This is a genomic window from Gordonia sp. NPDC003376, assembly GCF_053589235.1.
In genome coordinates, this window is the sequence record NZ_JBSFRM010000011.1 from 147,476 (window position 1) to 160,984 (window position 13,509).

Annotated in this window: 10 protein-coding genes; 4 read left to right on the forward strand and 6 right to left on the reverse strand. The window is 68.0% G+C overall.

Annotation, left to right across the window (positions count from 1 at the left end; translation table 11 throughout):
* Positions 1-384 precede the first annotated feature (384 nt).
* Positions 385-1,581, forward strand: a complete 1,197-nt coding sequence (locus tag ACWDUA_RS13725) for an RtcB family protein (RefSeq protein ID WP_449751553.1) — start codon at positions 385-387, stop codon at positions 1,579-1,581.
* Positions 1,582-1,664: 83 nt separating this feature from the next.
* Positions 1,665-3,335 (forward strand): DNA repair helicase XPB, encoded by a 1,671-nt coding sequence (locus tag ACWDUA_RS13730; protein ID WP_449751554.1) that lies wholly within the window; start codon positions 1,665-1,667, stop codon positions 3,333-3,335.
* Positions 3,336-3,370: 35 nt separating this feature from the next.
* Here the strand turns inward: ACWDUA_RS13730 and ACWDUA_RS13735 are convergent, their stop codons facing one another.
* Complete coding sequence (locus tag ACWDUA_RS13735) at positions 3,371-5,104, reverse strand: protein kinase domain-containing protein (RefSeq protein ID WP_449751555.1); 1,734 nt, start codon at positions 5,102-5,104, stop codon at positions 3,371-3,373.
* A 60-nt stretch (positions 5,105-5,164) separates the two neighbouring features.
* Positions 5,165-5,770, reverse strand: coding sequence for a pyridine nucleotide-disulfide oxidoreductase (locus ACWDUA_RS13740; protein ID WP_449751556.1), 606 nt, complete (start codon positions 5,768-5,770; stop codon positions 5,165-5,167).
* 103 nt (positions 5,771-5,873) lie between these two features.
* On the opposite strand from ACWDUA_RS13740, the gene ACWDUA_RS13745 reads away from it, so the two are divergent.
* Complete coding sequence (locus tag ACWDUA_RS13745; RefSeq protein WP_449751557.1) at positions 5,874-7,031, forward strand: pyridoxal phosphate-dependent aminotransferase; 1,158 nt, start codon at positions 5,874-5,876, stop codon at positions 7,029-7,031.
* Positions 7,032-7,040: 9 nt separating this feature from the next.
* Here ACWDUA_RS13745 and ACWDUA_RS13750 read toward each other — a convergent pair whose 3' ends face one another.
* Both ACWDUA_RS13750 and ACWDUA_RS13755 read right to left on the reverse strand, forming a co-directional pair.
* A complete protein-coding gene (locus ACWDUA_RS13750; protein ID WP_449751592.1) occupies positions 7,041-7,667 on the reverse strand; it encodes a TetR/AcrR family transcriptional regulator in 627 nt (208 codons plus the stop codon).
* 23 nt (positions 7,668-7,690) lie between these two features.
* Positions 7,691-9,955, reverse strand: coding sequence for an MMPL family transporter (locus ACWDUA_RS13755; protein WP_449751558.1), 2,265 nt, complete (start codon positions 9,953-9,955; stop codon positions 7,691-7,693).
* Positions 9,956-10,128: 173 nt separating this feature from the next.
* Here ACWDUA_RS13755 and ACWDUA_RS13760 point away from each other — a divergent pair, with 173 nt between their 5' ends.
* Positions 10,129-10,761, forward strand: coding sequence for an alpha-ketoglutarate-dependent dioxygenase AlkB (locus ACWDUA_RS13760; protein WP_449751559.1), 633 nt, complete (start codon positions 10,129-10,131; stop codon positions 10,759-10,761).
* A gap of 9 nt (positions 10,762-10,770) precedes the next feature.
* On the opposite strand, the gene ACWDUA_RS13765 is transcribed toward ACWDUA_RS13760, so the two are convergent.
* Positions 10,771-11,643: an oxidoreductase gene (locus ACWDUA_RS13765; protein WP_449751560.1), complete on the reverse strand. Its 873-nt coding sequence runs from the start codon at positions 11,641-11,643 to the stop codon at positions 10,771-10,773.
* 51 nt (positions 11,644-11,694) lie between these two features.
* Entirely contained in the window at positions 11,695-13,419 is a 1,725-nt protein-coding gene (locus tag ACWDUA_RS13770) for an adenylate/guanylate cyclase domain-containing protein (RefSeq protein ID WP_449751561.1), read from the reverse strand.
* Positions 13,420-13,509: the final 90 nt, after the last annotated feature.

Below are 13,509 nucleotides of genomic sequence, written 5' to 3' on the forward strand. Positions count from 1 at the left end.
CAACCACCACAACCCCATTCGATGGTTGAGCCGGGACCGAGCCGCCAGGCGAGGACCCGAGTCGAAACCCGGCGACACGACAACGCCGGCAACCACCGCCCGAGGTGACCACCACTCGAACCCGGCCGACAGAGGTTTCGACACGACTCGTCGCTCCGCTCCTCATCGGCTCAACCACCAACCACCACAACCCCATTCGATGGTTGAGCCGGGACCGAGCCGCCAGGCGAGGACCCGAGTCGAAACCCGGCGACACGACAACGCCGGCAACCACCACCCGAACCCGGCCGACCGCCCGAAAACCACTGGATCCGCCTATCCTGGCACCGTAGCGTGTGCACGCCGACAACCGTCGACGGACAACACGCGAGCACTGGAAGCATCATGAAGAGCCATTTCCCCGTATCCCTTTCGGGCGCAGCCGCGTCGACCCTGTTGTGGGCCGACGAGGAATCGATCGAGCATCAGGCGCGCAATCAGCTGCGCCGGGTGTCGACGCTGCCGTGGGTGTACGGCGTCCGGGTGATGCCCGACGTCCATGTGGGCAAGGGCGCCACGGTCGGCTCGGTGATCGCGATGCGCGATGCTGTCTGCCCGGCGGCAGTGGGCGTCGACATCGGCTGCGGCATGGCTGCGGTGCGGACCGATCTGTCGGCCTCGGATCTCCCCGACGACCTGTCGGGTCTGCGGTCGGCCATCGAGGCGAGGGTACCGGTGGGATTCGAGCGACACCGGGAGCCGGTGGACGTCGTCCGGCATCGGCTGGGTGGTGGCTGGGCCGCGTTCTGGGACCGCTTCGGCGAGCTGCACCGCGGGGTGCGGCAACTCGACGGCCGGGCCCGGCGCCAGATGGGAACCCTCGGCGGCGGAAACCACTTCATCGAGGTCTGTGTCGACGACGGGCAGCAGGTGTGGATCATGCTGCACTCGGGTTCACGCAACATCGGCAAGGAACTCGCCGAGCGGCACATGTCGGCGGCGGCGAAGCTGCCCCACAACGCAGACCTGCCCGACCGCGATCTGGCCGTCTTCCTCTCCGGAACCCCGGAGATGGATGCCTATCGTCGTGATCTGGAGTGGGCGCAGGAGTATGCGGCCCGCAACCGTCGGGTGATGCTGGCGCTGGTCTGCGACGCGGTGCGCGACATCTTCTCCGGCCGGGTCGTCGCCTTCGACGAGCCGATCAGCTGCCACCACAACTATGTCGCCACCGAGCACATCGACGGCCTGGAGTTGCTGGTGACCCGGAAGGGGGCGATCCGGGCGGGTGCGGGCGATCTGGGTCTGATCCCGGGGTCGATGGGCACCGGATCGTATGTCGTGCGCGGGCTGGGGTCCGAGGAGTCGTTCTACTCCGCATCGCACGGTGCGGGGCGTCGGATGAGCCGGACTCGAGCACGCAAGACCTACACCGCCGACGATCTCGTCGCCCAGACCGTCGGTGTCGAGTCGCGGAAGGACGCCGGTGTGGTCGACGAGATCCCGGCCGCCTACAAGGACATCGATGCGGTGATCGCGGCGCAGGCCGACCTCGTCGAGGTGGTGGCCCACCTGCGACAGGTCGTGTGCGTCAAGGGCTGAGTGGTCGGCGGTAGCCCGGACGCCGCCGACCACTCTTCGTGTGCGACTCGACGCGACGTGCACCCATCTGGACAATGGATCGGGTGACTGATGGACCCCTGATCGTTCAATCCGACAAGACGCTGCTGCTCGAGGTGGATCACCCCGACGCGGCGTCGGCGCGAGCCGCGATCGCACCGTTTGCCGAACTCGAGCGCGCACCGGAACACGTGCACACCTACCGGGTGACCCCGCTCGCGCTGTGGAACGCGCGCGCGGCCGGACACGACGCCGAGCAGGTGGTGGACGCCCTGGTCACCTTCAGCCGGTACGCGGTGCCGCAGCCGCTGCTGATGGACATCGTCGACACCATGGGGCGCTTCGGCCGGTTGCAGCTGGTCAAGAATCCGGCACACGGCCTGACCCTGGTGAGTCTCGATCGCGCGGTTCTCGAGGAGATCATGCGCAACAAGAAGGTTGCGCCGATGCTCGGGGCGCGACTCGACGACGACACCGTGGTCGTGCATCCGTCCGAGCGGGGCCGGCTCAAGCAGATCCTGCTCAAGGTCGGCTGGCCGGCCGAGGACCTCGCGGGCTATGTCGACGGCGAGGCGCACCCGATCGCCCTGGAACAGGACGCCTGGCATCTGCGCGACTACCAGGAGATGGCCGCCGACTCGTTCTGGGCGGGCGGCTCCGGCGTCGTCGTGCTGCCGTGTGGCGCCGGCAAGACGATGGTCGGTGCGGCCGCGATGGCCAAGGCGCAGGCCACCACCCTGATCCTGGTCACCAACACCGTCGCCGGCCGCCAGTGGAAGCGCGAGCTGATCGCCCGCACCTCGCTCACCGAGGAGGAGATCGGCGAGTACTCCGGCGAGCGCAAGGAGATCCGTCCGGTCACCATCGCCACCTATCAGGTGATGACCCGTAAGTCGAAGGGCGAGTACAAGAACCTCGACCTGTTCGACTCCCGCGACTGGGGACTGATCATCTACGACGAGGTGCACCTGCTGCCGGCTCCGGTGTTCCGGATGACCGCCGACCTGCAGTCGCGGCGTCGGCTCGGACTCACCGCCACCCTGGTGCGTGAGGACGGCCGCGAGGGCGACGTGTTCAGCCTGATCGGCCCCAAGCGCTACGACGCCCCGTGGAAGGACATCGAGGCACAGGGCTGGATCGCACCTGCCGAGTGCATCGAGGTACGCGTGACCTTGACCGACGAGGAACGGCTGCAGTACGCGGTGGCCGAGGCCGACGAGAAGTACAAGCTGTGCTCCACCGCCCACACCAAGGTCAATGTGGTGCGCTCGATTCTGGCCCGCCACGCCGGGTCCCAGACCCTGGTGATCGGCGCCTACATCGACCAGCTCGAGGAGCTCGGCCGCGAGCTCGACGCCCCGGTGATCCAGGGATCGACCAAGAACAAGGATCGTGAGGCCCTGTTCGACCGGTTCCGGTCCGGCGAGTTGCAGACGTTGGTGGTGTCGAAGGTCGCGAACTTCTCCATCGACCTGCCCGAGGCGTCGGTCGCGGTGCAGGTGTCGGGCACCTTCGGGTCCCGGCAGGAGGAGGCGCAGCGCCTCGGCCGTCTGCTGCGTCCGAAGGCCGACGGCGGGCAGGCCCACTTCTACTCGGTGGTGTCGCGCGACACCCTCGACGCCGACTACGCCGCGCACCGTCAGCGGTTCCTCGCCGAGCAGGGCTACGCCTACCGCATCACCGACGCCGACGATCTGCTCGGCCCGACCATCGGCGAGGGCACGCCACAGGACTGAACCCCACCTTGCACCGGCCCCACCTCACGGAACGGTCAGGCGACCTGCTCGAGGCAGTAGCCGAGCGACTCGGGCATCTCGAAAGTCCACCGGGTCTCGCTCGGCGAGCAGGTCACCTGGCTGGTCGAGCGCCCGGTCACCCGGACCACCACAGTGTTCGCCAACGGAGAAGCGCTGCAGCCGATCTCGTGGTAATCGGCGAGTGATCCACCGGTCCGGGGAATCTGGTAGCACTCGTCGGGAACGAAATTCGGTGTCAGGCAGAGCTTCTGGGAAGACCCGTCGAAGGTGAGGCTGGCGTTGCGCTCGTTGGGGCAGTCCGCGGTGGCCGAGACGAACTGGGCCGCATAGAAGGTCAGCGCCGGGGTGGCACAGTCGACCCGCTCGGTCGGCACATTTCCCGAGGAGTCACGTTGCCGGCCGAACTGCACACAGTCGCCCAACGACAGTTGATCCGGACTCGACACCGGGGTGGCCTGCTGCGTCACCGGCGGCCGGGTGAACGGGGTGGACTGCGGGGTGGCGACGGTGGTGCCGGCGCCACTCGCCGACGTCGTGGTGGTCCCGCCTGCGGTGGTGTCGGTGCCATCGGAACCCGACAGCGCGTTGGCGACGAGGACGCCGGCACCGACGACGAGCACGAGTGCCACCACCGCGGCGATCACGATCAGCGGCACCTTCGAGGACTTCTTCGGCGGTGCGGGAATCGGCTGCCCGTAGGGGCCGGTGGCGAACGGGGCGGACATCGGCCCGGGCGGGACGGCCCCGCCGGGATGGCCTCCCTGCGCGTACGGCGCCTGCGGATACGGATAGACCGGCGCTCCCGGCCCCGCCGAGGTGGGCGACGTGGGGATCACCTCGGTGGGACCCGGTCCGGTGAACCCCGGTCCGGCGAAACCAGGCCCCGGCGTCGCCGGTTGTGCGAGCGCGCGAACGAGATCGGCGGCGAGCTCACCGCACGAGTGATATCGCTGATCCGGGGACTTGCGCAGGCCCCGCTCGAACACCGCGTCCACCCCCGGTGAGGTCCCGGGGCGCACCGACGACAGCATCGGCGCCGCGCTGTGGAGATGGGCGGCCACCACAGTGGTCTGGGTGCTGCCCTCGAACGGCGGTCGGCCGCACAACAACTGGAACAGTGTCGCGGCCAGGGAGTACTGGTCGGCCCGACCGTCGATCTCGGTGCCCAGCAGCTGTTCGGGGGCCACATAGGCGACGGTCCCGAGGAAGACGTTCGCCGAGGTCAGGTTGGTGACGTCCTGCTGGGACTTGGCGATCCCGAAGTCGGCGAGCAGCACCCGCGGGGCGTCCGTCGGGACGGCGCCGGCGGCCCCCTGGACGAGGATGTTGGCCGGCTTCACGTCACGGTGAAGGAGACCGTGTGCGTGAGCCGCATCGAGCGCGGACGCCACCGACGTGGCGATCGCCGACACCATCTGCGGGTCGAGTCCCTTCGGATGCCGGCCGAGCAGGGCACCGGCATCGACGCCGTCGATGTACTCCATCGCCAGCCACAGGTGGCCGTCGTACTCGCCCGAGTTGTAGATGGTGACGATCGAGGGATGCACGATGCTCGACGCGAGTTCGGCCTCCCGGATGAAGCGACGGCGGAACATCGGGTCGCGGGACAGGTCCGCCGGCAGGATCTTGACGGCTTCCTTGCGTGGCAGTGACGGGTGTTTGGCCAGATAGACCTCACCCATCCCGCCACGCCCGATCAACCGTTCGATCGTGTAGCCGGCAAACGACTCACCGGGTGTGTAGACCACCGTCACCCCTCCTCGCGTTCAGGCTCGAACATTACCGGGTGACGCGCGGTACCGGAGCCGTCACACGACCTCACGCAGGCAGTATCCGACAGGGTGCGGCTGGGTGAATGACCACTTGGTCGCATCGGTATCGCATTCGACCGACACGTCACCGCGGTTGACCGTCTGACCGATCACCGTCTCCTCGACGGCGCTCGCACCACAGTCCACCAGTCGGTAGTCGGCCAGGCGCCCGCCCTCGACGGGGATCTGATAGCACTTGCCGGTGGTGAAGTTCGGGGTCAGGCAGATCCCGCCGTCGCCGCCGAAGGTCAGGGTGGAGGTGTTGTCCGCGGTGCAGGAATCGCCCGCGGCCACCGTCGACGCAGCGTAGAAGGCCAGTGCGTCGGTGGTGTCACAGTCGACCTTCGTGGCGGCGACCTTGGCGGGATCGTCGTCGGGTCCCAGTGTCAGGCACTCGCCGGTCGCGATGTCCGACGGTTTGTTGACGGCGTCGCTGTCGGTGCCGACGTCGACCGAGCAGGCCGCGAGAAGGGCGAAGCCCATGCAGCCGACGATCACCGCGGCGCGCCAGGCCAGGCGCAGTCCGGGGCGGACGGGGACGTCGTCGAACTCGTCGACCGGATCGGGTGCGGATTCGGGGGAACACTGATCGGTGAAAGACATGGTGGGTCCTCGGGGTGTCGGGTTTGTCTGGACCGTCAGCGTCACGTGCGCTGCTTGCGGGACACTTGGGATCGCCATGGAAGCGGTGTGACAGCCTGAACCCATGGCCACCGTCACCCGCCTACAACCGTTCACCACCACGATCTTCGCCGAGATGTCGGCGCTGGCGGTGACCCACGACGCGGTGAACCTCGGGCAGGGATTCCCCGACACCGACGGCCCGGCATCGATGCTGGCGGCGGCGTGTGCGGCGATCAGCGGTGGCGACAACCAATATCCGCCGGGTATCGGGGTACCGCGGCTGCGCCATGCGGTGGCCGACGACCAGCGCGCCCGGTACGGCCTCGACTACGACCCGGACACCGAGGTGCTGATCACGGTCGGCGCCACCGAGGCGATCGCCGGTGCGGTGGTGGGCCTGACCGAACCGGGTCGCGAGGTGGTGATGATCGAGCCGTACTACGACTCGTATGCGGCGACGGTCGCGATGGCCGGCGGGGTGCGGCGCACCGTCCCGCTGGTCACCGACGGCGACGGGTTCCGGCTCGACCGCGATGCGCTGGCCGCGGCGTTCGGCCCGGAGACCGCCCTGGTGCTGGTGAACACGCCACACAACCCCACCGGCACGGTGTTGTCGGACGACGACCTGGCCGAGATCGCGCGGCTGTGCATCGAGCACGACGTCGTCGCCGTCACCGATGAGGTGTACGAGCATCTGCTGTTCGACGGGCGCGCGCACCGACCCTTGGCCACCTTCCCCGGGATGCGGGAGCGCACGCTGCGGATCTCCAGTGCGGCAAAGACGTTCAACTGCACCGGCTGGAAGGTGGGCTGGATCAGCGGACCGGCCGAGCTGGTGGCGGCGGCCCGCGCGGCCAAGCAGTTCATGACCTACGTCGGATCGGGCCCGTTCCAGCCGGCCGTCGCCGTGGCGCTCGAGCAGGAGCAGGACTGGGTGGTCACGAATGCCGCTGCGCTGCAAGCGAAGCGGGATCTGCTCTCCACCGCCCTGATCGATGCGGGGTTCGAGGTGCATCGCAGTGAGGCAACGTATTTCGTGTGCGCCGACCCCCGCCCGCTCGGCTACACCGACGGCGCGGAGTTCTGCCGGATGCTCCCCGCACGGATCGGCGTCGCGGCGGTGCCGGTGAGCGCGTTCGCCGACGACACCGAACCGTGGGATCACATGGTGCGCTTTGCCTTCGCCAAGCGTGACGACGTCATCGCCGAGGCGGCCAGGCGGCTGCGCCGCCTGGCCTGACCCGGCCACTCACACCGGCAGACCCTGCTCCAACAGATCGACCGCTTCGAGGAGTCGGTCGAGCATCCCGTCGATCGCCACGTCGGGCACACCGCACGCGATGTGGAACATCACTCCCCCGGCGGCGGCGACGAAGACCTGCAGTCGCCGATCGTCGGCCGCCACACCCAGGTATCGGGCGAAGAACTCGGTGGCGTGCGAGATCGCGGCATCGGCTTCGATCTGATTCGCGACCCGCAGCGTCGGCTCGCTCATGATCAGCCGCGCACGTGCCTGACTGGACGCCCAGGGATCGTCCATCGCCAGGCTGAAATACGCCCGGATCAGTGCGCGCAGGAGATCGAAACGACCGAGTCCCCGCGGAATCGAGGCGAGTGTCTCCTCCCGCAGATCGTCGAGGTCGTCGGCGATCACCATCTGTTCCTTGGACACGAAGTACCGGAAGAAGGTGGTGTGCGAGACCCCGGCCTCACGGGCGATCTGTTCGACTGTCGTGTGCGCATATCCCTGATCCGCGAACAGGCGGAGCGCCGCGTCACGGATCGCGGCCCGGGTGCGTTGCTTGCGTTGACCGCGCAGGCCCAGCGGGCGACCCGGGGACTTCCCCGGATCGCCCGACCGGCACCGGTCCGACATGGTGGTCATGACCTGATTCTCTATCAGCTCGTCACGGTTGCTTCCGCCGAGGCATCCTGCTCATCGGTGGACCCGTCGGACTCCGCGGCCGCCGACGGCACGCCACGGTTGCGGACCGCACCACCCTCGATGTCGAAGTCGAGGACCAGCTTGTCGAGCCACTTCGGGAGACCCCAAGCACGATCACCGAGCAGTGCGATCACCGCCGGGACCACCGTCATCCGGATGATGAAGGCGTCGAAGAACACCGCGATCGCCATGGCGAAGCCGAGCATCTTGGACGTGGTGTCCGGCGCGAGCATGAACGCGGCGAACACGCTGATCATGATGATCGCGGCCGAGGTCACCACGCGGGCGCCGTGCCGGTATCCGGCGATGATCGCATCCTTCGCCGACATGCCGTGGATGTACTCCTCGCGCATGCGGGTCACCAGGAACACCTGGTAGTCCATCGCGAGGCCGAACACCACACCGATCAGGAAGATCGGGAGGAACGACAGGATCGGCTTGGTGTGGTCGATCAGACCCAGCCAGCCCTCCTGGAAGATCGCGACGGTCACGCCGAAGGTCGCGAGCACCGAGAACAGGAAGCCGACGGTGCCGATCAGCGGAACCCAGATCGACCGGAACACCCCGATCATGATCAGGAAGGCAAGACCGACGACCACCAGCAGGTACGGGATCAGCGCCTTGTCGAGCCGGTCGGAGAGATCCGACATGATCGCGGTCTGACCGCCGACGTGCAGTTCCGCTCCGGCCTTCTCGGCGGTCGGGGCGTAGTCGCGGATGTTCTCCATGAGGGCATGGGTCGACTCCGACGCCGGTCCGCCGTTCGGGGTGACCATGATCAACGCGGTGTTCGCGTCGACGTTCGGGTTCTGCTGCGACGGTCCGTTGCCCATCCACGTCATGGTGGACGCATTGGCCACATCGGGCAGGGTCTTGATATGGGCGACCGCGGCATCCGCGGCGGTGGCGACCTGGCCGTCGCCGTCGTGCAGCACCACCAGCAGCGGCCCGTTGACACCCTCACCGAAGCCACGCTGCAGCAGGCTCTGGGCCGCGACCTCGTCGTCACTGGTCAGTTCCATGCCGAGCTCGAGCTTGGACATCGGGATCGCCGCGAGGATCAGCACCACGAGTCCGGCGATGATGAACGGGATCGGGCGACGGGTGACGGTCTGGCCGAACTTGACACCCAGGGTGTCCTCGGTGGCCGACTCCTCGGCGTGCTTGATCCACGGGATCTTCGGCGCGAAGGTGAACCGGCCGGTGGCCCCGAGCAGAGCCGGGATCAGGGTGAGGGCAGAGAGTACGGCGACCGCCACGGCAACCGCGGCACCGGCGCCCATCTGGGTGATCAGCGGGATGCCGACCACCATGAGCGCAACCACCGCGATGATCACGGTCAGGCCGGCGAACACCACCGCGGTACCCGCGGTTCCGACGGCACGGCCGGCGGCGTCGGCACGATCACCGCCTCGTCGGAGCTCGCTGCGGTAGCGGGACACGATGAACAGGGCGTAGTCGATCGAGACCGCGATGCCGAGCATCGTGACGATGCCGGTGGCGGTCTCGTTGACCGTGATGAACTCCGAACCGAGGTACAGCAGCAGCATCGTGAGCGCCACACCGACGATGCCGGTGATCAGCGGGATGAACGCGGCGACCAGCGCACCGAAGGCGACGATCATCACCACGAACGCGATCGCGAAGCCGATCAGCTCGGCGGTACCACCGGCCTCCATCACCTGCATCAGCGAACCGGTGGCCTCGACCTGCAGGCCGTTGCCGCGGTTCTTCTCCAGGATGTCCACGAGCTGCTTCTTCTCGTCGACGGTGAGGTCCATGATCTTGATGTTCTGGCGGACCTGGATCAGACCGACCTTGCCGCCGTCGCCGAGCACCGAGCCGGCGAGTGCGGGCTGGGCCTGCGCCACGGCCACCGGGTCGGCGATGGTCGCCGCATCGGTGAGGTCGGGCAGGGTCTTGAGGTCGGCGACCAGGGCGTTGATCTGGTCGGTGTGGTTGGCGAGGCCGTCGTCGGCGGCGACGAGCACACTGGTCGACGCATGCTCCTGCTGCGCCATGACCTGCGGGAAGTACTCCTGCACCTGACTGGTCGCGGTACCGGAGTCGGTGCCGGGCAGGTCGAAGTCCTTGGCCAGGGTCGGTTTGAGACCGGCGACCGCCGAGCCGACCCCGATCAGGACGACCAGCCAGGCAGCGATCACCCACCACTTGTGTTTGAAGGAGAACCGGCCGAGCCGGAAGAGCACTGAAGCCATTAGGGGGTTCCTCTGTCGACTGGACGTGAGATGTCAGCAAAAGTGTGCATGACTAACACTTGGAAAGTTCTACTCCACTTCTCGCCGTTCGGCCACCATCGTCCGCCGTCTGTGAGCAAGGGCACGCCCGGAATGGGCTAGAACATTCGTTCGACAGTCGCTACTCTGGCCGTATGACGTCCGTCGGCATGCAGGGTTCGATCTTCGATCCCGACGACACCGAACCGCAGATCGGGCAGCTCGCAGGCATGGTGACGCGCCGCGAACTCACCGACGGCGCCTGGGTGGATCTCCGACCGGGCTGGATCACCGGCGCCGACGCCCTGTTCGACTCGTTGCGGGAGAACGCGGCCTGGCGGGCCGAGCGTCGCCGGATGTACGACCGCGTCGTCGACGTGCCGCGGCTGCTCGCGCAGTACCCCGCCGGCGAGACGCTGCCCGATCCGCTGCTCGTCCATGCACGAGATGCCCTGAGCGCCCATTACCGCCCGGAACTACCCGAGGGGTTCGCGACCGCGGGGTTGTGCCTGTATCGGGACGGGTCGGATTCGGTTGCGTGGCACGGGGATCGGATCGGCCGCGGCGCGACCCACGACACCATGGTCGCCATCCTCTCGCTGGGGTCACCGCGTCCACTCGCATTGCGCCCCAACGGGGGTGGGCCGTCGATCCGGTTCCTGCTGTCGGCGGGCGACCTACTGGTGATGGGTGGCAGCTGTCAACGCACCTGGGAGCACGCGGTACCCAAGTGCACCGGCGTCGGCCCGCGGATCAGTGTGCAGTTCCGCCCGCCGGGTGTGTGGTGATCGGCTGCGCTACAGCGTGATCGAGGTACCGGTGAGATTCTCCGATGCGGTCCACAGACCGGCCCGGATCCGCTCGTCGCGCGCCCGTCCGCTGAACCCGGACTCCCCCGGCGCGCCGCGCATCCCGAAGAGCTTCGTCGGCCCGTAGAACGTGCCGTTCACCGCAGCCGGCGAGGTGGCCGCGAACAGGGTCGGCAAGGCGCCGTCGGCCGCGGACTGGGCGAACAGATTGCCGAGAACCATCACCTTGTCCATGATCGACTCGGTGTGGCCCTGCAGTCCGGTGGCGGCGTACCCGGGGTGTGCGATCAGCGACTTGCGGGTGTCACCGGCGGCGTCGAACCGTTCCGCGAGGATCTGCCCGAACATCAGATTGGCCATCTTCGAGTCGCCATAGGCCTGCCAGGCGCGGTACCGGCGACGCTCCCAGCCGAGATCGTCGAGGTCGATCCGACCCAGCTGATGCATGCCCGACGACAGCGTCACCACCCGGTCGGTGATCTTCGGCAACACCAGCGCGGTCAGCGCGAAGTGCCCGAGATGGTTGGTGCCCATCTGCATCTCGAACCCGTCGGCGGTGCGACCCAGCGGCACCGCCATCACACCGGCGTTGTTGATCAGGACGTCGGCGCCGGCGAGGTCGTCGGCGAAGGACCGCACCGAGGCCAGGTCGGCGAGGTCGAGGGCGGCCACCTCGGCCCGCTCACCGAGTTCACGGGCCACGGCGTCGGCCTTGGCGGTGTTGCGGCAGGCCAGGATCACCCGGGCACCGGCATCGATCAACGCCCGGGCGGTCTCGGCCCCGAGACCGCTGTTGGCGCCGGTGACCACGAAGGTCCGTCCCGACTGATCCGGGATGTCTCCGGTCGTCCATCCGCTCATGCGTTCCCCCTGTGGTCGTCACCCCGGCGCACCGGAGTGGGTTGGTCGATATCAGTCCGAGTTCAGTACACCGGCGGCGCCGAGCCAGCGCGCCGGGCGCAACAGTCCGGTGAGCATCTCGCCCACCGACGTCGGTCCGTGCGGCATGAGTGCCACGGGTGCGTGGATCGCGGTCGGCTCGGTGCGGCCGCGCATCACGCGCTTGCCCAGCAGCGCCCACTCATCGGCCTCCTCCGCCGCGTCGGCGATCGCGGCGCCGCTGGCGAGCACCGGAACCCGGCTGGTCTTGGCCATCTCCGACAGCCGCGCGCACTCGTTGACCGGGTCGCCGATCACGGTGTACTCATAGCGCCGCTCGGCTCCGATATTGCCGGCGAACGCCACCCCGAACGACACCCCGATACCCCAGTGGACGTCGAGGGCGTCGGTGAGCGCACGGGCGAGTTCACGTGCCGCGGCGAGTGCCGCACCGGCCGGATTGTCGATCTTGACCGGCGCGCCGAAGACCGCCAATGCGGCGTCACCCTCGAACTTGTTGACGAATCCGGCATGCTGGTCGACGACTTGGGCGACGATCTCGAAGAACTCGTTGAGCAGGGCCGCGGTGTCCTCGGGGCGACGCTCCTGCGCGATCGTCGTCGAGCCGATGATGTCGACGAGCAGTACCCCCACCTCGGTGTTGGTGCCGTGCAGACCCATCCCCTTCTCGATCGCCAGCTCGGCGACGGTGTCCCCGACGTGACGGGCGAACAGTTCGCGCATGCGTTCCCGCTCGTCGAGGCCGGCGACCATCTCGTTGAAGCCGTGCTGCAACACTCCGATCTCGGAGGAGTCGTACACGTCGACATGGGTCTCGAAGTCGCCTGCACGGACCTTCTCCACGGCGGTCCGCAGCTCGGTGAGCGGGTCACTGAGCGACTGCCCCACCAGCACCACCACCCGGGCACCGGAGGCGAGCCCGACGACCGCGAGCACCAACGCCGCCCAGTCGACCGAACCGGTGACCGGGGGTAGCAGCTCGAGATGACGTCCGGCATTGAGGATGACCAGACCGATCATCGGCACCGCCGAGCTGACCGCCCACACCGCCAGCATGCGGCCACGCACACTGTGCACGATGGTCGAAGCGGGATCGTCGGCGAGGGCGACCATCATCAGCGGCCGCGACGCCCGCTCGGCGAACAGATAGGTCAGGCAGGCGCACGACATCCCCGCGAGGGTGAATGCGACGGTGACACCCAACAGGGTGCTGATGGTGAGATCGCGGACCGACAGGATCACGTAGCTGAGCACCGCAGCCGCCCAGGCGATCATCGTCCCGACCACCTGAAGGCCCGGAATGCGTTGTACGGCGACACGTCTGGCGTGATCGGCAGGAGACCCGAGCTCGAACCAACGGACCTGCGGCCAGTGCATCACCACACCGAGTACCACGTTGACGACGATGCAGACGATCACGGCCGTGACGATGTCGGGGAAGTTCGGTGCGCCGATTGTCCCCTCGACGGTGAGCTGCCCTCCGTTGTACGAGAGCTGCACCAGCAGAAAGGTCTCGAGACCGATCAGGGCATTACTGATCACGATGGAGGCGACGGCCACGGCCATCGCACGCCGCGCGAGCCGGCCACGGTCGGCGGCGCCGAGCCCCGCCCACTCTCGCGCACCCGGCTCGCCGTCGACACCCCACACCCGGGCGGCGTAGCGTCGTCGAGCCCGGGTCCAGCCGATTCGACCAGCCGACGCCGGAGCCACACCGGTCTTGCGAGCTGGACTCATGCGTCTTCCCTGCCGTCGATATCACTCCAAAGCGTACCGAATGAGCAGGGTCACACCAGGGTCGATATCCCCGTGACCGTACACCGCGCG

What these genes read in the sequence shown, in the direction of transcription:
- ACWDUA_RS13770 (WP_449751561.1), bottom strand. Translation starts at nt 13,419, where the DNA reads ATGAGTCCAGCTCGCAAGACCGGTGTGGCTCCGGCGTCGGCTGGTCGA.
- ACWDUA_RS13755 (WP_449751558.1), bottom strand. Translation starts at nt 9,955, where the DNA reads ATGGCTTCAGTGCTCTTCCGGCTCGGCCGGTTCTCCTTCAAACACAAG.
- ACWDUA_RS13725 (WP_449751553.1), top strand. Translation starts at nt 385, where the DNA reads ATGAAGAGCCATTTCCCCGTATCCCTTTCGGGCGCAGCCGCGTCGACC.
- ACWDUA_RS13745 (WP_449751557.1), top strand. Translation starts at nt 5,874, where the DNA reads ATGGCCACCGTCACCCGCCTACAACCGTTCACCACCACGATCTTCGCC.
- ACWDUA_RS13750 (WP_449751592.1), bottom strand. Translation starts at nt 7,667, where the DNA reads ATGTCGGACCGGTGCCGGTCGGGCGATCCGGGGAAGTCCCCGGGTCGC.
- ACWDUA_RS13765 (WP_449751560.1), bottom strand. Translation starts at nt 11,643, where the DNA reads ATGAGCGGATGGACGACCGGAGACATCCCGGATCAGTCGGGACGGACC.
- ACWDUA_RS13740 (WP_449751556.1), bottom strand. Translation starts at nt 5,770, where the DNA reads ATGTCTTTCACCGATCAGTGTTCCCCCGAATCCGCACCCGATCCGGTC.
- ACWDUA_RS13760 (WP_449751559.1), top strand. Translation starts at nt 10,129, where the DNA reads ATGACGTCCGTCGGCATGCAGGGTTCGATCTTCGATCCCGACGACACC.